Here is an 18308-nt window from a genome sequence, read left to right as displayed (position 1 = left end):
GCGCAATCACGCCGAATAACCCACCGCCTCTCGCTTTTCGTCCTCCGTCAGGAAGCCTGCAGCACCGATCCGCGCCCACAGCGCCTCGCGCTCAGCCGATAGCCCGTCCACCCGGTCGAGATCCGGCTCCAGCCGCAACCCCTCCCCGAAAGCGTCGGAAAGCCAGGCGGAAAAGCTTGCGGCGGTGCGGGCAATCAGCGGCAACACCGTCAGGCGGTAGAAGGCGCGGTTCGCCTCCTGGTAGTTGGCATAGGTATTGTCACCGGGAATGCCGATCAGCATCGGCGGCACGCCGAGCGCCAGCGCGATGTCGCGGGCAGCACCGTTCTTTGCCTCGATGAAATCCATGTCCTTCGGCGAAAGCCCCATCGCCTTCCAGTCCAGCCCGCCTTCCAGAAGCAGCGGCCGCCCGGCATTGACCGCGCCCGAATAGCCAGCCTCCAGTTCGTCCTTCAGCCGCTGATACTGATCCGCGGAAAGATTGCCGCCGTCCTTCGGCTGGTAGACCAGCGCGCCGGACGGTCTTGCGGAATTGTCGAGCAGCGCCTTGTTCCAGCCCGCCGCCGCATTGGAAAGGTCGAGCGCTGCGCCAGCCGCCACCAGCGGCGACAGGCCACAATGGTCGTCGAGCGGGTGAAACAGCTTCAGGTGCAGCAGCCCCGGCCCGTCACGATCGACGGCAAGCCGCCGTGTCCCCTGCCCGGCGCGATAATCATAGGCCGCAATCCAGCCGTCGCGCCCCTCGACGACGCTTACCCGGTCCGGCCGCAGCAAATGCAGTTCCCGCAGGTCGCCGCCAAGCGCCAGCGGCTCCACATAGGCATTGCCGGACAAAAGCAGATGCCCGTACAGCGCCTCGAAGAAATCCGGCCCGCTCTGGCGGCCGTTCGGACGTGCCAGAAGCGCCAGCGCCGGATGATCGGCTGCCTCGCTCGTCCCCCGATAGGCGAGCCACGGCACGGCGGCGGCAGCTTCGGCCACCATCCGCATGGCCCGATAGGCGATCGGGTTATTCATGAACCCGGCCTTTGCCAGAGCCGCATAGGACCGCCCGGACCAGTGCGCCGCGCCATCGCCAGATACGATCGCAAAGCCCGACGATAGCCCCGACGTCGCCTTGGTTTCCTGAGGCGGCGCGATGCGGGAAAGCCCAGGAAGGCGGAATGGAAATCTCATCGTTTCATCCTTCACTCGATCCGGGATCAATTCCCTCTGAAGACGTTCAGGCCGCCATCGCCGCATCGTCCCGCAGCGCTGCCGCGAACGCTTTCGCGTACCCCGCCACCTGCGCCGCCCGGTCATTGCCATTGATGATTTTTCGCGCCCCGACCCAGTCCGATTTCCCAGGGCCGAAATAATCGCCGAGCTTGCGGCCGGTGAAACTGCCGGCCCGCATGCCCTCGATCAGGATTTTTACTGCCACATCCATCTCCATGGCGCGATGAGGTGCCGTGACCAGATCGATCCCTGTCAGCGCCGACATTTTCTGGTAGTTGCGCCTGTGGGTCAGTTGCACGAGCCCGCGCCCCAGCCAGGTGCGGCCATCGGCATCGTAACGCCAGTACGGCGTCTTCACCGTCCGCAGCCGGCCGGCGCTGTAAGCGCTTTCCAGCCGCACCACCGCAAGCTGATCGGTCTTGGCCAGCGTTTCGCGCACCGGCTGCATCGTCGCTGCCGTCTCGTGAAACGCGGTCGCCAGCGCATAGGCAAGCGCCGCGGGGCCTTCGATGGGGTTGCGCGCCTCCCATGCCTCCAAAACAGCAGCCAACCCGGCCACCTGACCACTTGCCAACCGCCCGCTGAACGGGTTCCTGCGCACGTGATCGAAGAAAAAACTGCGCTCGTATCCCATGTTAATCCTACCCCTTTACCGCGTTCGAAGGTTTCAATCGGTTTAGAAAAAACTAAATCGTTTTAGTCTGTTAGTGACGATTTACTTCGGAGTAAGGATGTGGAACCAATCCAACCATGCGACGTTCATAGGGGCGCACCACCATGATGGTGCAGCGCACAATCCGGAGATCATGATGATGCAGCAGACCGCCCAGACAGCCGCCACGAAATCGGTGCCGCAGCACGTCCTCGAGCGCATGGAATCCGAATGGAAGCAGATGCGCGACAGCGCTCCGGCTGTGCCGGCTAAAAGCTGAATTGCAACTGTTGGCAGTAGCCAACTGTCAGATATAGAACGCTTGAGCGGCCCTGTCCGGGCCGCTTTTCGTTGCGCGGTTCACCAGAAGCGCCACACCGGGCCTAGGCTCAAATCCCCCTGACGCGCGGCTCGCCCAGGCCGTCCAAAACAAGCGCCGTCAGCGCCCAGACCAGCGCATCCAGCCGGTCCGGCGAGCGTCCCGATGACAGTCCGTTGGGACCGAAATCGCACATCTGGTCCTCCAGCTCCGCAAACCGTCCCGCATGCACCACCCGTCCCTGCTCGTAGAGGGCTGCGACCGGTTCTGCGCGGGCAAACTTTCCGCGGGATGCATGCACCACCGTTACCGGCAGGTTGGCGTCGATGCTTTTCAGCATCGCCGGCACCATGTCGCCGCCCTGGTTGCCCTCCGCCACGACCCGATCTGCCGAGAAGCGCGCATAGGCCTTCACCACGGCCTTCGCCCAGCCGCCGGGGGTCTGGCCGGTCACCGAACAGTCGGCCAGCACCACTGCCCGGCCAGGCGAACCTTCGCTTGCCTCGACACCTGCCACGACGATGCCGCAGCAGGAGTTTTCGCCGGATCCCGAGGGCGGATCGACCGCCACCACGATGCGCCGCAAGACTCCGGTAAACCGCGTGACGCAGGCTTCGAGATCGGCCCGCTTCCACAGCGCGTCGTCGCGATCCTCGATCAGTTCGCCGCCGAGTTCCTGGCGCCCGAGCCGCGTGCCGCCATAGCGTCGCTCCAGCGCCGCGATAAAGCCCGGCGCCAGATTGCCGGCGTTACGGGCTGTGGAGATCTTGATCAGCCGCGTGCCGGGGTCCGCAATCAGCTGTTTCAACACCGGCACTGGTCGCGGCGTCGTCGTCACCAGCTGGCGCGGATCGCGTCCCAGCCGCAGGCCGAACTGCAGCATGTCGAACGTCTCCTGCGCATGCTTCCATTTGCCGATTTCGTCGCACCAGGCGTAGTGAAACTGCGGTCCGCGCAGGGCTTCCGGATCTTCGGAGGAAAAGATCTGCGCCACCGTGCCGTTCGGCCAGACCAGCCGTTTGCGTGAAATCTCGAATTCCGGCCAGTGCCGTACCGCAATCCGGCAGACGCCGGACACCCCATCCACCATCACCTCGCGGGCATCACCCAGCGTTTCCGCCACGAGCGCGATGCGAAGATCGGACCGCTCTCCGGCCGAACACGCCAGCGCATGCACCCATTCGGCGCCGGCACGCGTCTTGCCGGATCCGCGCCCCCCCATGATCAGCCATGTCCGCCAGTCGCCCTCCGGCGGCCTCTGGCCGGGAAGCGCCGTAAACGCCCAATCCCGGTCGAGACCGGGAACGAACCCGTCAAACGCGTTCTCTCCCGGACCAGGCTCGTCACAGCTCTCCGCCGGCACCGCGTCCGGAGCGCGAGGCAACCCCATCGCACCGGCGAGAACCATTCCGGCCTCCAGATCCCGTGCACTCTTCTCCCTGACATCAGCGATGCCAGACATGCCCGCCCTAAATGACCCGGATGCCTTTACCGCCTCACCCGTGATCTTCTCTGCAGCCCGCCGCATCTTGCGCTGGCTGGGTTCCTCCGGCTGGAAGCCTTTGCGCCACCCATCCCGGTGGGCCATCGCGTTTCCAGGCTTCGAAATACCCAAAGGCTGTTTCATTGGCGCGATCCTCGATCATCCGGACGAAGCGGGCCTTCGCCTCTTCGTATCCGCCGGCATCGGCCAGCCTGTCGGCCTCCACCTGCCGGTCGCGGGAAAGCTGACGCTGCAGCGCATCGACCTTTTCCAGCGTGCGCACGATCAGGCTCATCGCATCGGTCGCCGCCTTCACATCGGCCCGCGCCAGTTTCTGCGCCGCCTCGTTGCCGTCAGCTGACACCGCGTCGTCGGCCTCGCTGGACAACAGCCCGGACGCCGCTTCCCGCATCGTCCGGAACGTGGCGAACTGCTGGCGCATCTCCGCCGTCATCTCGTTCAGCAGCTGCCGCAGTTCATCTGCGGGCTTCAGCTCGGTTTCCGCAGACTTGATCTCCAGCAGAACGTTTCGAACCGTCTCTTGCAGTTCGGCATCCTGCGTCACGTCGTCATCCGCGTCGTAAAGCGGTTCGTCCGTCCACAGGCCGAACAGGTCTGGATCAAAACCGGCGAGAGCATCGGAACGGTTCATGGCAGATCTCCACAGCCGAAAACCCGCCGCGCCGGCTTGCCGTCGCACGTTCGGTTTCGATATCGATGTCCTGGAAAAAAAGAGGGCCCGGAGGTCAATCCGAGCCCTGACTGGAAGCCTTGCGGCGGTCGGGGCGTGAAGCCTCTCCCGACGCAACTCTTCGACTATGCCTAAACACTACCCGACAACCGTCACGCCGTCAAGGATTAAATTCCTATCTCGAAAATTTTACCAGAGCAGCTTCTCCCTCACGTCCCGCAGAAGGTGCGCGCAACCTTCTGTTCCGCCGTCGGCGCAATCGCGTAGTCGGCAAATTCCGGCCGCTCTTCGAACGGTTTTTCGAGCGCCTCCACCAGCTTTTCAAAGAAGCTGAAATCACCGTAATTGGCAGCCGCGATTGCTTCCTCGATCCGGTGGTTGCGGGCGATCAGCCACGGATTGACGCCGCGCATCTCTGTTGCCACGTCCGCCGGGCTGCGACCTTCCTCGGCCAGCCGCTCGTTCCATTTCGGCAACCATTCCTGCAGCTTGGCCGTATCCGAGAAACAGGCGAGCAGGTCGTCGTCGTGTCCTTCCGCGGCGTTGCAGAGCGCTCGGAACGTCCGCGTGAAATCCGCTTCGTTTTCCTCCATTGCAGAAAGCAGTCCCTGCACGAGATCGCCATCACCGTCGCGCGCGGTGACCAGACCGAGCTTTGCGCGGAACACCTCGATCCAGTGCGCCTGGAACGTGTCGCCGAATGCCTTCAGGACAGCATTGGCCGCTTCCACCGCCTTTTCCTCGTCGGCATCGATCAGCGGCACCAGCGCCTCGGCAAGCCTTGCGATGTTCCACTGGCCGATGCCCGGCTGGTTGCGATAGGCGTAGCGTCCCTGCCGATCAATCGAGGAAAACACCTTCATCGGGTTGTATTCGTCGAGAAAGGCGCAAGGGCCGAAGTCGATCGTCTCGCCCGAAATCGTCATGTTGTCAGTGTTCATCACACCATGGATGAAGCCGACGCCGAGCCAGCGGGCAATCAGCTCCGCCTGCCGGTCCGCCACCGCCTGCAGCAGCGCCAGATACGGGTTCTGCGCCCCCAGCAGGTCAGGGTAATGCCGCTCGATCACATAGTTCGCCAGCGTCCGCACACCCTCGGTATCGCCGCGGGCGGCAAAGAACTGGAACGTCCCCACCCGCACATGGCTTGCCGCGACCCGCACGAACACTGCGCCCTGCTGCTCCTGCTCGCGCTGGACAAGCTCGCCGGTCGAAACCGCCGCCAGGGCCCGCGTCGCCGGTATGCCCAGCGCATGCATGGCCTCGGACACCACATATTCGCGGATGACAGGCCCAAGTGCTGCCCGCCCGTCGCCACGGCGCGAAAACGGCGTCGGCCCCGCGCCCTTCCACTGGATGTCGCGGCGCTGTCCGGCACGGTCCATGACCTCGCCGATCAGGATCGCCCGCCCATCGCCGAGCTGCGGTACAAAATTGCCGAACTGGTGCCCAGCATAGGCCATGGCGAGAGGCGATGCCCCCTGCGGCACGACATTGCCGGAAAGCACGGATGCCAGACGATCAGGATCCGAAAGATCCGCCTCGACGCCCAGTTCCGCTGCCAGCTTCTGGTTGAACCTCAGAAGCTTCGGCCCCTCCACCGGCTCCGGGTAGACGGAAGCGAAGAACCGATCCGGCAGGCGGGCATAGGAATTGTCGAACTGGAACACGGGATCTCTCCTTCGGCCCTTTCAGGGGCTTGGTCTCGGGTATGTGCTTGAGTCTGGTCTGTGGCGTATCCCCAATATGGGGTCTCGCGCCTGCGGAACAAGCAAGATCAGCCCTTATTGCCCGCCTTCAACCGCACCCCAAACCCGAGCAGAAACGTCACCAGTGCCGCGGCAGCTGACGTCCCGTAGAGCCAGTAGGCGACATGACCGGGATCGCCTTGCGACAACTGCCGCGTCAGCCCGGTCGCTGCCGCGATCATGCCGGCCAGCGCCGATCCGACGGCGTAGCCGGCCGTCGACATGGTCGGCAAAAGCGCGCTCGCCCGGTCACGCTCCTCGTCGCCGGCGGCCTCCATCGAGGCCTGGTTGATCGCCGCCCACGACAGACCGAAACCGGTGCCGATCGCCATCTGGCTCAGGACCACGAGCAGGATCTCCCGGACGTCGATCGATACCGCGATCATCAGGAAGCCCGCGAGCTGGAACAGCGGCCCGGCCCGCATCGCAAAGTGTCGTCCTTTTAAAGACTTGATCCGGCTGGAGGCCATCGCGACCGCGCTCCAGGTCAGCGCCATCGCCACCACGATATAGCCGACCGCCGCCGGTCCGATGCCCCACACGTCGCGGATGATCAGAGCCAGATAGGTGGCACCAGAGGCATGGCCCGCCGACATCAGGAACAGCATCCAGAACCCGTGGCCAAGCACCGATCCCAGCCTGAAAGCGCCAGCCGGAAACAACTGCGGCCCGAGCTTTCCATCCGTCGTCACGGTCAGCGCCAGCGCCAGTGATCCCAGCACCAGACAGGCGACCTGCCAGCCGATCACCCCCGTTGCGGACGACAGTGCGAAAATGAAGGACGCAGTCACGCAGAGCGCCACGGCCAGAGGCGCAAACGCGGCCTTTGCCGCGCTGCCGGTCTCGGGCGTCGTCAACAGCGTGAAAAGACCAAGCAGGATGAGAAACGGCGTCACCGCCAGAAACGCGGCATGCCACGAAAACGCCTCTGCGAGCAGCCCCCCGATCAGCGGCCCGAGCAGAGCCGCGACCGCCCAGACGGTTGCCTCCACCGCAAATACCTTCGCCGTCACCGCGGACGAGAAATTGGCCGGGATGAGGCTGTAGCAGATTGCCACGATCAGACCGTCGGCAATCCCCTGCAACAGTCTGCCCGCAACGATAAAGAAAAAGCTCGGCGCCAGAACCGCCATCAGACCGCCCAGCGAAAACAGCGCCATGGACCAGAACAGGCTGGATTTCACACCCAACCGATCGCGGAGATAGGCAGCACTGGTGCCGCCGGCGATCGAACCGATGAAATAGAGGCTGTAGACCCAGCTGAACCAGTCGCGCCCGCCAAGTTCGGCGGCGGCCAGCGGCATGGCGGCAACAATCGCGAACTGGTTGAAGGCATGCAACCCGATCCCGGCGGAGATCAGCCCCAGCATCAGGCCGTTCCGGCCGGACAAAAGCGTTTTCCATCCGGTGTCTGTTCTTGTCAGCACGGCATGCTCCCCGGTTCATCCGCAAGGCTTTCCCGCCCGCAGCAGTGGCGGCGCAAAGTCCCCCGGTCAACGGTCAAGGATCGATTTTGGCGCGCGTGACATTTTAGCTACAGCTTTCCAAGCCGAACGCACTACATTGATCCTCATAACAAGCAGTCGTTGAAAACACGGAGAAATCATCATGAGGAACACACTCGTTCTCGCCGCAGCTCTTGCAGCCGGCCTCTCGTCCGCAGCTCTCGCCGCCGATGCGGTTGAGACCATTCCGAGCGCGCCAGTCGCCTACGAAACCGCTCCGGCATTTTCCTGGTCCGGTCCTTACCTCGGTATCCACGGCGGATACGGCTGGGGCGATGCTGATATCGAAGGCGCTGGTTCCCAGAACTTCGACGGCGCCCGCATGGGTGGCTTCGTCGGCTACAACTGGCAGTTCTCCAACGGTTTCGTTGCCGGTGTTGAAGGCGACGTCAACTACGACTGGAACAACGACGATGTCGCCGCTGGCGTCGATGCCGAAAGCGGCTTCTCCGGTTCGGCCCGTGCGCGTCTCGGTTACGCCATGGACCGCACCCTGATCTACGCAGCAGGCGGCTGGACAGCCACCAATGTTGAAGTCGACACGCCGGTTGGCGACGACGACGACACGCTGCACGGCTGGACGATCGGCGCTGGCGTCGATCACGCCTTCACCGACAACCTGTTCGGCCGCGTCGAGTATCGCTACAACGACTACGGCAACGGCAACCTCGCCGGCGCTGATGTCGACTTCAACCAGCACGTCGTGCAGGTTGGCCTCGGCGTGAAGTTCTGATCGCGTCAAGCATCTGATTGTATGAGGAGAAGGCTGCCGCTCGCGCGGTGGCCTTTTTCTTTGGAACTTGCTCTTCAGGGATTTCGACCACTGTCCCGGCCATCATCATCACGGCAGGATCAGGCTCCCGTTGCGAGAGGTTCGCTTAACTTTCCTGTATTAGACGGGACTTGTCGGCTCTTTGCCCGTGGTCCTGCCGATGACGTCGCGCGCGACGTGAATCAGCCGGGTTGCAGTTTCGTGTTTTGACTATTTTCGGAAGTTTCTGCGCATGCCGTTTTCCCCATCGTCTCGCGGGGCAGACCCCGAGAACCGCAAAGGGCTAGGCCGCCGCACCAGACACGGCCTTGGCCCAGCTCTGGCGACACCTGCGGCGGTTGTGGGCTTCGGTGCGTTTCTGGCACTTTTCGGCTGGGCGGAATATTCCAACTGGAAGACACAGGTCGCACGGGTCGAAGCGGCACTGGAACAGACGGCCGAAGCAATTACCCAGCATGCCGACGACGTGGTGGAAATGTCGCGGCTGCCGCTCGCAAGCCTGATCTCCAAGATCGAGGAGAAAGACGGCGAGGCCGATCTCGCCCAGGCGATCGACGCGCTGATGAAGCGCCAGCTTAGTGCGTCGCCCACACTCGATACGCTCTCCTATCTCAATGCCGATGGCCAGATGGTTGCGACCTCGTCGGCAACACGCCCCGCCGGGGTCTCCTATCAGGACCGCGACTATTTCAAATTCCACAAGGCCAGCCCCTTCCCGCTCCCGGTCCTCGGAAAGCCCATCCTCAGCCGGCTGACCCAGACCTGGGTCCTGCCGATCTCGCAGAAGGTGATTTTACCGGACGGCACGTTCGGCGGGGTTGTGGTCTCCACCATCAAGGTCAACCATTTCGTCAATTTCTTCAGCCGCTACGATATCGGGTCCGATGCCTCTTTCCTGCTCGTTCGCGGAGATGGCGTGGTTCTCGCCCGCGCGCCGATGGCCGACAGCATTCTCGGTCAGGACATGTCCAAGAGCGATCTGTTTGCCCATGTCCGCCAGACCCGCGTCGGCGCCTTTCATTACCAGTCACCGATCGACCAGACGGCGCGGGCGGGTGGCTTTCACCAGAGCCAGCTGACCGGCTTGGTGGCGCTCGCGGCCGCATCGGAATGGCAGGTGCTGATCTCCTGGGCGTCGACCGCGAGGACGCGCTGGATCTATGCGGCGATCCTTCTCATCGCGGCCGGGTTCGCCACGGTCTACTGGCGCCGCCAGATGCAGTTGCGCCAGGAGCGCGAAGCGCTGGTCGCCGCGCGCGAGGCGGAGTTCCGCCTGCTCGCTGAATCCTCCAGCGACCTCATCACCCGGTTCGATGAACACGGCATCCGCGAATATGTCTCGCCCTCCTCGATCGGCATCCTCGGGCTCGAGCCAGAGGACCTGATCGGCCGCAGCATCTTTGTCGGCATGGCCGAAGATACCGAATTCCTGGTGCGCCAGGCAACGGAGCGGCTCGGCAGTGGGCCTGGTCATGAGAAATTCCTGATCCGCCACGTCAAGCCCGACGGCGAGGAAGTATGGCTGGAAACGGCGATGAGCCGTCTGCCGGCTTCGCATCCGGCCCAGGCGCCGCGGGTGGTTGCGATCACCCGCGATGTCAGCCGCCACAAGCGCGCACAGGACGAGCTCGATCTTCTCGCCAATACCGACGACCTGACAAGGCTTGCCAACCGGCGCTTCTTCAACGCGCGGTTCGAAGCGATGGTCACTGCGGCGAACCGTTCGATGACGCCGCTGTCTCTGCTGATGATCGATGCCGACCGTTTCAAGCTTTTCAACGACACCTATGGCCACGCGGCCGGCGACGAATGCCTGCGCGCGATCGCACAGGTGGTACGGTCAACCGTCATCCGCCCCGGCGATGTCTGCGCCCGCTATGGCGGCGAGGAAGTGGCGGTGCTGCTCGCCGCAACCGACGCGAAGGCCGCGCATGCCATCGCCGAAAGCATCCGCGTGGGCGTCGAAGAGATCGGCTTGGAACACGGCAGAAACCCACCCTCCAACCGCGCCACGATCAGCGTCGGCCTCGCCACGCTCATCCCCGGCCAGGACCTCGTTACAACCTCGCAAGCCCTCTTCAAGCGCGCCGACGAAGCCCTCTACAACGCCAAGGCTGCAGGCCGAAACCGGGTGGAGACGGCGGGGAGCTAAGCCCCGCCCAATCCGCGACGCCCCTTACGCCGGCAGTCCCTGCCAGCCGTGGATGCCGACATAGAGGCCGACGGCGATGATGAGGAGGCTGGAGACATAAGGCGCGCGACGGGCAACCGTCGAAAACCAGCTCCAGCGCGACGTGGCGTGACGCACGCTCAGCGCAGCAACGGCCCCGACGGTCACCAGCGTGATTGCAAGGCCGATGGAAAAGCACATGACCAGCACGAAGCCGAGCGTGAACTCCTTGAGCTGCAGGCAGAGAAGCAGAACCGTGATGGCGGCTGGGCACGGGATGAGACCTCCGGTCAGACCGAACAGAACGATCTGCCATGTGGTCACCTTGCGGTCGGCGAACCGGCGACGAATGTCGTTGGCATGCGCCATTTCATGGGCATCCTGATACCCGTCCGTCGCCACGTCTAGCCCCTGCATCTCGGCGTGGTCATGGTCGTGGCCTTCCGTGAAGGACAGGTCGTAGTCAGGGGTATGGTTGCCGTGGCCAAGGCTCAGGCTTGCGACGAACGCATGCGGCTCGGGAATGTCCGTGGTCGACTGCAGATATCCGCCCTGATCGGCAAAGACGAAGGCCTGCCGCGATCCATCCGGGCGCTGTGTCGTGACGACGACATCGGACGCCGTCCAGCCGTGGCCGCGCTCGGAGCGAAAACGCCAGACAGGCGCAACGCCGTCTTCGAAGATTTCGAGCGTGACGATGCCGTGCCCGGTATCGACCCGCCTGATGTCACCGTGGCCTGCGGCATGCCCCTGTGCTGAACCGTGGTCATGGGCGCCGTGATGGGCGCCGTGATGGCCGTCGTGGCCATGGCCACCGTGGTGGCCGTGATGACCGTCATGCCCATGCGAGCCATCATGCCCGTGGGCGGCAGCGGCCTTTCCCATCTGCTGATCCTGCCATGTCCGCCACAGCATCCAGAGTGCGATCGCAATGATGACCGCCGCGGAAACAAGCTGGAAATAGGGTTCGGAAGCCTCGGCATCCATGCCCTGCCAGAGATACATACCCGCAAAGGCGATGCCCCAGACGACGATCGTGTGCGAGATCGTCGCGGCAAGACCGAGCAGCACCGCCTGCGTGACCGTCCCCCTCACCGCAACGATAAAGGCTGCCATCATCGTCTTCGAATGGCCCGGCTCCAAGCCGTGCAAGGCCCCAAGCAGGATGGCGCTTGGAACAAACAGCCAGGCATGGGCAGATCCCTGCTGCAGGAGGTCGGCAAAATCAGGCATGGGAATATCTCACGGGTATTTAGGTCTCAAAGGTATTTGGTGATCGACTTGAACTCGTCGATGGAGTGGCGCTTCTCCCGATCGAGCGCGCCGATCGTGTCTTCGAGACAGTGGTCCAGATGGTCCTGGATCAGGGTGCGCTTGGCATTGGTGATCGCCTTTTCCACCGCATGCAGCTGCTGGGCGATGTCGAGACACGGCCTGCCGCCCTCGATCATGGCGATCACACTTTTGAGATGTCCCTCAGCCCGTTTCAGCCGCTTGACGATTTCGGGATGACTTTCGTGGACGTGATCGTGTTCTGTCATGCGATAATCCTATCCCCCTGGAGGGGATAAGGCAAGTATCTTCAGAACTGCTTTCATACGAGTTCCTCCAGCTCTCTGGGTGGAGGCTGCGAGCGTTGTGCCGTTAGCCTGGCTTACGACCGCCGGGCTTCCAGACGTCTTTTGTCACGCTGGATATATTCGAAACCCATCTCTGTCAGTCGGAACTGGCGTTTCTGGAACTCGCCGCGGATGGTGATGAAGCCCTGCTCTTCGGCTTCGCTCAGCGTCTTCAAGCTGGTGCCCTTGGGCGGAGACTGCCATTCGAGGCCGTTGGCGCTGTGAAGCAATACCATGATCTTGATGATTGTCGTGTCTCCCGGCCAATGCGTTCAGGCCAGACGAATAGCTTTTCGCACGATCCCCTGCAATGACCGATGTTCATGCAGGAATGTCGGGCCCGTGTTGCCAAATTTGCAATGGACTTGACGGCTGCGGTCTGCCAAAAGCGCGAAAGGACGCGACTGCCGTTATCTTTAGAACGGGGTCGGGTGGCCGATTGACGTCACGTCGCTGCCGCGAGATCACGCTGGCCGTCCTTTTGATTTCCCAGTTTTCCCAGCATTCAATCTACGACCTTGGTTGTGACTGCGAACCTTTTGTCACGAAAAAAGGTCCTGCGGCTTTCACCGAGGACCTCTCATCAGGTTCGATCGGAAGGGGGTAAGACCCGTCCAACCGCTACCGTCACTGTGTGATCAGCAACCGGTACCCTGGGCAGTTTCGCCCGTCAGGTTCGGCAGGTTGCCGGAGTTTGCAGCATCGCCTGGCTCACCGCCCGGTGCGCAGCCTGCGCGGCTACCGTAGGCGCCGGTCGAACCGACTGCCGAGCCCGGGGTAACGCTGCCTGTCGAATAGGGGTCTACAGTACCCGATGCGGCTGGCTTCGGCGGGATGTTGCCGCCGGCACCGCTCATGTTCTGCTGGACGTCCGCGCGGTTGGCCGAACCGTTCATATCATAGCTCGTCTGCGCAAATGCTGCAGAGGATAGGCCAAACGAAAGTGCGGCAACAACTGTCAATGTCTTGATCATTTTTGAATTCCTTTTCGTATCCCTACAGGGTGTTAACCGGCCGGGCACAAATTGGTTTCATCTCAAATTCCCGTGAGGAACCGCGCTTTTATGGAACCCGTTTGTCGATGAGCGACTGCGCATTGCGCGCTTCGCGTCGCAGCCAGCGCCGGTTGGCGACCTCGGGCAGATCGTGCGCTTTGGGAATGCGCTTGGTCTTCCAGCGGCGCAGGATCAAAAATCCGAGCGTGCCAATACCGGCAAGCAAGACAACGGCCAGCAGGATCATCGGGGTCTGGTCGACCATGGCGGGGTTCTCCGTAGCAAGGGTTTCATCTTTCTGACCGAACCAACTCGACGCCAGCTCGAGAGTTCCCTTGCTTGGTTGCAACTACAACCAACCAGACTTCCGGAACCGGTAGAAAAGGATGCTGCAGAGAAGGACGATCGCAACCAGCACAGCGGGATAGCCGTATTCGGTCTTCAATTCCGGCATGTTCTCGAAATTCATGCCGTAGATGCCGGCGATGGCCGTCGGCACCGCGAGAATGGCGGCCCAGGCGGCCAGCTGCCTGGTGATGACGCCTTGGCGCTGCTGTTCCAGAAGGTTCGAGGCTTCAAAGACCGAGGTGATGACTTCGCGAAGGCCGCCCACCATGCCTTCGACCCTTCGGATATGATCGAGCACGTCACGGAAGAACGGCTTGGCGTCCCGATCGAGGCAGGGAAGGTCGAGATTGACGAGCTTGCCCGCCACTTCCGACATCGGGCCCAAAATACGACCGAACAGGATCAGCTGACGGCGCAGGCGGAAGAGACGGCGGATCTGCTCCCGCTCAAGAAAGTTCGCGAGCATCTTCTGCTCCATCTCCAGCACCTTGTCCTCGATCGTCTGCACCAGCGGTAGATAGCCGTCGGCGATAAAATCGATGATCCCGTGCAGGACGTAGTCAGGCCCCTTGGAGAGCAGCTGCGGCGAGGCTTCGAGCTGTGCCCGGATGGCGGCATGGTTGCGGGCCGAGCCGTGCCGGACGGTGATGATGTGGCGCCTTCCGACGAAGATCGCCGTCTCGCCATACTTGAATTTCTCGCCTTCCAGATGGGCGGTCTTTGCCACCACGAACAGCTGTTCGCCATAGGCTTCCACCTTGGGCACCTGATGGGCGTTGATGGCGTCTTCGACCGCAAGAGGGTGCAGCTCATAGGTTTCGGCCAGCGCATGCAGCTCGTCCGGTGACGGCTCGTGCAGGCCGATCCAGACGAAATCCTGACCGGACAGTCTCGGCGCCGGCCCATCGACAGGAACCGCCTCGGCACGTTTTCCGTTGCGGTACACATAGGAAGCGACAACTGTCATGGTATGCTCTGCGATGGAGTATGGTCTGCGATGCCGATAACGTACTAGGCCTTGGCCCGTTCCGGCGAATAACCCGCGTCACGGATCGCTTGCGCGGCCTTTGCCTCGTCGCCACCCACCATCACCGTATGCGTGACAAGATCGATCGACACGGGTGCATCCGGCAGCGCTTCGGCGAGAGCGTTTCGCAGGGTCTTTTCGCAGTGGCCGCAGGTCATGTCCGGCACGGTGAAGATCACGGTCATCTCAGGTCTCCTTCTTCAATCTGTATGCGCCGGTGACGCGAAACCGGCAAGGTCGTCGAGGATCGGGCAGTCGGGACGGTCGTTTCCACCGCAGCAATGGGCAAGGTGCTTCAATGTCTTGACCATGCCCTGCATCTCCGCGATGCGCCGCTCCAGATCGTCGATATGGGTGGTGGCGATGTCCTTGACGGCGGCGCTCTCGCGGCTGCGGTCCTGCCACAGTTTCAAGAGCGCCTGCGTTTCCTCCAGCGAAAAACCCAGCGAGCGGGCGCGCTTGATGAAGCGCAGCACATGCACCTGATCGCTGCCATAGGTCCGGTAATTGTTGCCGGTGCGGGCGGCCGGCGTAATCAGGCCGATCTCCTCGTAATAGCGGATCATCTTGGCCGAAACGCCGGATGCCTGTGCGGCCTCGCCGATATTCACGCTTTCTCTCCCAGTGCGACGGTTTTCAATCGCAGCGCATTGCCAAGCACGAACGTGCTCGACAGCGCCATGGCGGCAGCGCCCAGCATCGGCGAAAGCGTCAATCCGAGCAAGGGATAGAACAGACCGGCGGCGAGCGGGATCAGCGCCACGTTATAGCCGAACGCCCAGAACAGGTTCTGCCTGATATTGCGCATCGTTTCCCGGCTGATGGCAATCGCCGACACCACGCCGGTCAGATCGCCGCCGACCAGCACCACATCGGCGCTCTCGATCGCCACATCCGTACCGGTGCCGATGGCAATGCCGACATCCGCATGCGCCAGCGCCGGCGCATCGTTGATGCCGTCGCCGACAAAGGCGATCCGGCGTGCCCGGGGTGAAGTCGCCTGCGGCGAGGACACGGCGGCGGAACCGCTCCCCTTCCGCAGGTCATCCAGCGCCTTCACCTTGCCCTCGGGCAGAACCTCGGCAACGACCGTATCGATCCCCACCTGGGCTGCAATCGCTTGTGCGGTGCGACGGTTGTCGCCGGTCACCATGGCAACCTCGATGCCCATCGCCCGCAGCGTCTTGATGGCCTGAACGCTCGACGGCTTCAGCGGATCGGCAACGGCAATCACCGCCGCCAGACGACCGTCGATCGCCGTATAGAGCGGCGACTTGCCCTCGCCGGCCAACCGGGCGGCCGTCTGTTCCAGTGGCGTGACCGAAATGCCGAGCTTGTCCATGAACCTGTCGGCGCCGACCGAAACGTCTCGGCCATCGACGCGGGCACTGATGCCGTAGCCGGTGACGGAGCGGAAATCCTCGGTCTCGGCCAAGACCAGACCCTTCGCCTCCGCCGCCTTGACGATCGCATCCGCAATCGGGTGTTCGGAGCGACGCTCGACGGCTGCGGTGAGGCGCAGAACCTCGTCTTCCGAAAACCCGTCCACAACATCCAGATCCGTCAGTTGCGGCCGTCCCATCGTCATAGTGCCCGTCTTGTCGAACACGACGAGATCCACATCCGACAGCGCCTGCAGCGCATCGCCCTTGCGGAAGAGCACGCCGAGCTCTGCGGCCCTGCCCGCGCCGACGACGATCGAGACCGGGACGGCGAGACCCATGGCGCAGGGGCAGGCAATGATCAGCACCGCCACCGCCGCCACCAGCGCATGCGACAGCCGCGGCTCCGGTCCCACCAGGAACCAGACGACAAATGTAACGACCGCCAGAAGCATCACGGCCGGCACGAACCACGCAGTCACCTTGTCCACCAGCGTCTGGATCGGCAGTTTGGCGCCCTGCGCCTGTTCCACCAGCCGGATGATGCCGGCAAGCGCCGTATCGCGGCCGACCTTTTCGGCGCGGAAACGGAAGGAGCCGGTGCGGTTGACCGTTCCGGCGGTGACGGACGCGCCCGCCATCTTCTCGACCGGCAGCGGCTCACCTGTGATCATCGATTCATCAACATTCGATTGCCCGTCGATCACGGTGCCATCGACCGGCAGACGTTCGCCGGGACGGATCACGACGATATCGCCGACCACGACCTCGGACGAGGGAATATCGACGACCGCCCCGCTCCGTTCGACCCGCGCGGTTTTCGCCTGCAGACCGGCCAGTTTCTCGATTGCCTCGCCGGTGCGGCCTGTGGCACGCGCCTCCAGCAGGCGGCCGAACAGGATCAGGGTCACGATGACGGCGGCCGCTTCATAATAGACGAAGCGCGCGCTTTCCGGCAGCAGGCCAGGCGCGAAGGTGGCAAACACCGAATAGCCATAGGCGGCAAGAACGCCCACTGCGACCAGCGAATTCATCTCCGGATGGCCCCGCAACAGGGCCGGCAGACCAAGCTTCAGGAAGCGCAGACCCGGCCCGAAAATCACCACCGTTGCCAGCACGAAGTAGAGGTAGTGGAGGTTCTGCGTGTCGATGACTCCCATCAGCCAGTGATGGAACGGCGCGTAGACGTGGCCCGTCATCTCCAGCACGAACAGCGGCAACGTCAGCACTGCCGCAATGGCGAGATCACGCTTCAGGACACCCGCTTCACCGCCATGCATATGGGCATGGTCGTGAGCGGCGTTTTCATGCGTTGGATGCGGATGCTCGGCTTGGGAATGGGCGGCCCCGGTATGATCAGCATGGGTATGATCAGCCTGCGCGCTCGTCTCCGCAGGCTTCAACGCCGGGTGATGATCAGAGCCCGCGTCAAAACCCGCTTCCCGCAGCGCAAGATCCATCGCGCCGTCGGGGATCTCGTAGCCCATCTTGCGGACAGCCGCCTCCAGCGTCTCCGGATCAAACCCCGCGCCCGTTTCGACCGTGAGCTTCTTCGTTGCAAAGTTGACAGCGCTTTTCTCGACGCCCGCCACTTTTGCAGCCGCGGTTTCCACCCGGCGCACGCAGGAGGCACAGGTCATGCCCTCGACGGGCACGGTGATCGGTTCGGAGCGATGGATGGGGCGAATAATCTGGTTCATGGGTCGCGATCCTCTTCGCATCACCATGTAGGGCTTCCCATCATGGGAAGGTCAAGGGCCGGGCTGTTTTTTCACGAGGGTTGTTCTTCGCGTCTTCTACCTAGCCCCGCTGTGCCTCGCCGACATGCAGGGGCCAGTCGATCAGATAATCCTCGAAATCCTCGACATCGACCTCTTCTTCGCTGATCGTGCGGCCGCGGGCCGAGATGCCGGCCTGGTGGACCGTTTCCGGATCGCCTGAGATCAGCGGGTGCCACCAGCAGAGATCATGGCCGTCGCGCACCAGCCGGTAGCCGCAGGTCGGCGGCAGCCAGGGGATTTCGTCCACCTGGGCCGGCGTCAGCTGGATGCATTCCGGAACGGTCGCCTGGCGGTTGGGATAGTCCTTGCACTGGCAGCTCGTGCCGTCGAGAAGCCGGCAGGCAACCGAGGTGAAAGCCACCTCGCCCGTGTCGTAATCCTCGAGCTTGTTGAGACAGCAGAGCCCGCAGCCATCGCACAGGCTTTCCCACTCCTGCTGGGACAGATCTTCAAGCGTCTTGGTTTTCCAGAATGCGTCTTCCATCATCATATCTGTCGCGGATGGGGACCAATTTTCCCCTGCCGCCTTTACCCTGTTGCGGATTCTCTATCGCGCATAAACCTTTTGTCAGCTAATGCTGAATAACGGTGAGACGCT

The 18308-nt window shown here is 62.9% G+C and carries 19 protein-coding genes; 3 read left to right on the top strand and 16 right to left on the bottom strand.

All coding sequences use genetic code 11. The annotated features are described in order from the left end of the window. Positions 1-6 precede the first annotated feature (6 nt). Together G6K99_RS04780 and G6K99_RS04775 are read right to left on the bottom strand one after the other, a co-directional pair. On the bottom strand, positions 7-1176 hold the full coding sequence (locus G6K99_RS04780) for a phage portal protein (RefSeq protein ID WP_174195862.1): 1170 nt from the start codon (positions 1174-1176) through the stop codon (positions 7-9). A gap of 46 nt (positions 1177-1222) precedes the next feature. Continuing rightward, positions 1223-1852 carry a hypothetical protein gene (locus tag G6K99_RS04775; RefSeq protein WP_180215423.1) on the bottom strand — a complete coding sequence of 210 codons (630 nt, stop codon included), beginning with the start codon at positions 1850-1852 and terminating at the stop codon, positions 1223-1225. Between the two features lie 97 nt (positions 1853-1949). On the opposite strand from G6K99_RS04775, the gene G6K99_RS04770 reads away from it, so the two are divergent. After that, a complete protein-coding gene (locus G6K99_RS04770) occupies positions 1950-2150 on the top strand; it encodes a hypothetical protein (protein WP_062453459.1) in 201 nt (66 codons plus the stop codon). A 109-nt stretch (positions 2151-2259) separates the two neighbouring features. Here G6K99_RS04770 and G6K99_RS04765 read toward each other — a convergent pair whose 3' ends face one another. From G6K99_RS04765 to G6K99_RS04750, 4 genes are all read right to left on the bottom strand, one after another. Then, positions 2260-3651: a DNA-packaging protein gene (locus G6K99_RS04765; RefSeq protein ID WP_174195861.1), complete on the bottom strand. Its 1392-nt coding sequence runs from the start codon at positions 3649-3651 to the stop codon at positions 2260-2262. Between the two features lie 34 nt (positions 3652-3685). Continuing rightward, positions 3686-4324 carry a hypothetical protein gene (locus G6K99_RS04760; RefSeq protein ID WP_174195860.1) on the bottom strand — a complete coding sequence of 213 codons (639 nt, stop codon included), beginning with the start codon at positions 4322-4324 and terminating at the stop codon, positions 3686-3688. 248 nt (positions 4325-4572) lie between these two features. Beyond that, positions 4573-6033, bottom strand: coding sequence for a protein adenylyltransferase SelO family protein (locus G6K99_RS04755; RefSeq protein ID WP_174195859.1), 1461 nt, complete (start codon positions 6031-6033; stop codon positions 4573-4575). A gap of 107 nt (positions 6034-6140) precedes the next feature. Next, on the bottom strand, positions 6141-7538 hold the full coding sequence (locus G6K99_RS04750) for an MFS transporter (protein WP_174195858.1): 1398 nt from the start codon (positions 7536-7538) through the stop codon (positions 6141-6143). 181 nt (positions 7539-7719) lie between these two features. Between G6K99_RS04750 and G6K99_RS04745 the strand changes: the two genes are divergently transcribed. Together G6K99_RS04745 and G6K99_RS04740 are read left to right on the top strand one after the other, a co-directional pair. Continuing rightward, positions 7720-8349: an outer membrane protein gene (locus tag G6K99_RS04745; RefSeq protein WP_062453463.1), complete on the top strand. Its 630-nt coding sequence runs from the start codon at positions 7720-7722 to the stop codon at positions 8347-8349. Positions 8350-8620: 271 nt separating this feature from the next. Beyond that, positions 8621-10540, top strand: coding sequence for a diguanylate cyclase (locus G6K99_RS04740; protein ID WP_174195857.1), 1920 nt, complete (start codon positions 8621-8623; stop codon positions 10538-10540). Between the two features lie 24 nt (positions 10541-10564). Here the strand turns inward: G6K99_RS04740 and G6K99_RS04735 are convergent, their stop codons facing one another. From G6K99_RS04735 to G6K99_RS04690, 10 genes are all read right to left on the bottom strand, one after another. Continuing rightward, entirely contained in the window at positions 10565-11791 is a 1227-nt protein-coding gene (locus G6K99_RS04735; RefSeq protein WP_174195856.1) for a nickel/cobalt efflux transporter, read from the bottom strand. A gap of 26 nt (positions 11792-11817) precedes the next feature. Further along, on the bottom strand, positions 11818-12099 hold the full coding sequence (locus tag G6K99_RS04730) for a metal-sensing transcriptional repressor (protein ID WP_062453466.1): 282 nt from the start codon (positions 12097-12099) through the stop codon (positions 11818-11820). 113 nt (positions 12100-12212) lie between these two features. Next, on the bottom strand, positions 12213-12413 hold the full coding sequence (locus G6K99_RS04725) for a hypothetical protein (protein ID WP_062453467.1): 201 nt from the start codon (positions 12411-12413) through the stop codon (positions 12213-12215). Between the two features lie 402 nt (positions 12414-12815). Continuing rightward, positions 12816-13151: a hypothetical protein gene (locus G6K99_RS04720; protein WP_062453468.1), complete on the bottom strand. Its 336-nt coding sequence runs from the start codon at positions 13149-13151 to the stop codon at positions 12816-12818. An 88-nt stretch (positions 13152-13239) separates the two neighbouring features. Next, the gene (locus tag G6K99_RS04715; RefSeq protein ID WP_062453469.1) at positions 13240-13437 is read right to left on the bottom strand and encodes a hypothetical protein; all 198 of its coding nucleotides are present in this window, start codon (positions 13435-13437) and stop codon (positions 13240-13242) included. A gap of 84 nt (positions 13438-13521) precedes the next feature. Next, positions 13522-14487: a magnesium and cobalt transport protein CorA gene (locus tag G6K99_RS04710; RefSeq protein ID WP_062453470.1), complete on the bottom strand. Its 966-nt coding sequence runs from the start codon at positions 14485-14487 to the stop codon at positions 13522-13524. A 44-nt stretch (positions 14488-14531) separates the two neighbouring features. Further along, positions 14532-14732: a heavy-metal-associated domain-containing protein gene (locus tag G6K99_RS04705; RefSeq protein ID WP_062453471.1), complete on the bottom strand. Its 201-nt coding sequence runs from the start codon at positions 14730-14732 to the stop codon at positions 14532-14534. Positions 14733-14747: 15 nt separating this feature from the next. Then, the gene (cueR, locus tag G6K99_RS04700) at positions 14748-15158 is read right to left on the bottom strand and encodes a Cu(I)-responsive transcriptional regulator (protein WP_174195855.1); all 411 of its coding nucleotides are present in this window, start codon (positions 15156-15158) and stop codon (positions 14748-14750) included. After that, the gene (locus tag G6K99_RS04695) at positions 15155-17629 is read right to left on the bottom strand and encodes a heavy metal translocating P-type ATPase (RefSeq protein WP_174195854.1); all 2475 of its coding nucleotides are present in this window, start codon (positions 17627-17629) and stop codon (positions 15155-15157) included. The genes cueR and G6K99_RS04695 overlap by 4 nt, the downstream gene beginning before the upstream one ends. A 100-nt stretch (positions 17630-17729) precedes the next feature. Continuing rightward, positions 17730-18197: a YcgN family cysteine cluster protein gene (locus tag G6K99_RS04690; protein ID WP_174195853.1), complete on the bottom strand. Its 468-nt coding sequence runs from the start codon at positions 18195-18197 to the stop codon at positions 17730-17732. Between the last annotated feature and the right edge of the window lie 111 nt (positions 18198-18308).

Origin of the sequence: Neorhizobium sp. AL 9.2.2 (genome assembly GCF_013317225.1) — a bacterium.
GTDB classification, from domain to species: domain Bacteria; phylum Pseudomonadota; class Alphaproteobacteria; order Rhizobiales; family Rhizobiaceae; genus Neorhizobium; species Neorhizobium soli.
Note: the sequence above shows the minus strand (reverse complement) of the source record. Positions and strands in the feature narration are given on the sequence as shown.

What these genes read in the sequence shown, in the direction of transcription:
- G6K99_RS04780 (WP_174195862.1), bottom strand. Translation starts at nt 1,176, where the DNA reads ATGAGATTTCCATTCCGCCTTCCTGGGCTTTCCCGCATCGCGCCGCCT.
- G6K99_RS04775 (WP_180215423.1), bottom strand. Translation starts at nt 1,852, where the DNA reads ATGGGATACGAGCGCAGTTTTTTCTTCGATCACGTGCGCAGGAACCCG.
- G6K99_RS04770 (WP_062453459.1), top strand. Translation starts at nt 1,950, where the DNA reads ATGTGGAACCAATCCAACCATGCGACGTTCATAGGGGCGCACCACCAT.
- G6K99_RS04765 (WP_174195861.1), bottom strand. Translation starts at nt 3,651, where the DNA reads ATGTCTGGCATCGCTGATGTCAGGGAGAAGAGTGCACGGGATCTGGAG.
- G6K99_RS04760 (WP_174195860.1), bottom strand. Translation starts at nt 4,324, where the DNA reads ATGAACCGTTCCGATGCTCTCGCCGGTTTTGATCCAGACCTGTTCGGC.
- G6K99_RS04745 (WP_062453463.1), top strand. Translation starts at nt 7,720, where the DNA reads ATGAGGAACACACTCGTTCTCGCCGCAGCTCTTGCAGCCGGCCTCTCG.
- G6K99_RS04740 (WP_174195857.1), top strand. Translation starts at nt 8,621, where the DNA reads ATGCCGTTTTCCCCATCGTCTCGCGGGGCAGACCCCGAGAACCGCAAA.
- G6K99_RS04735 (WP_174195856.1), bottom strand. Translation starts at nt 11,791, where the DNA reads ATGCCTGATTTTGCCGACCTCCTGCAGCAGGGATCTGCCCATGCCTGG.
- G6K99_RS04730 (WP_062453466.1), bottom strand. Translation starts at nt 12,099, where the DNA reads ATGACAGAACACGATCACGTCCACGAAAGTCATCCCGAAATCGTCAAG.
- G6K99_RS04725 (WP_062453467.1), bottom strand. Translation starts at nt 12,413, where the DNA reads ATGGTATTGCTTCACAGCGCCAACGGCCTCGAATGGCAGTCTCCGCCC.
- G6K99_RS04720 (WP_062453468.1), bottom strand. Translation starts at nt 13,151, where the DNA reads ATGATCAAGACATTGACAGTTGTTGCCGCACTTTCGTTTGGCCTATCC.
- G6K99_RS04715 (WP_062453469.1), bottom strand. Translation starts at nt 13,437, where the DNA reads ATGGTCGACCAGACCCCGATGATCCTGCTGGCCGTTGTCTTGCTTGCC.
- G6K99_RS04710 (WP_062453470.1), bottom strand. Translation starts at nt 14,487, where the DNA reads ATGACAGTTGTCGCTTCCTATGTGTACCGCAACGGAAAACGTGCCGAG.
- G6K99_RS04705 (WP_062453471.1), bottom strand. Translation starts at nt 14,732, where the DNA reads ATGACCGTGATCTTCACCGTGCCGGACATGACCTGCGGCCACTGCGAA.
- G6K99_RS04695 (WP_174195854.1), bottom strand. Translation starts at nt 17,629, where the DNA reads ATGAACCAGATTATTCGCCCCATCCATCGCTCCGAACCGATCACCGTG.
- G6K99_RS04690 (WP_174195853.1), bottom strand. Translation starts at nt 18,197, where the DNA reads ATGATGGAAGACGCATTCTGGAAAACCAAGACGCTTGAAGATCTGTCC.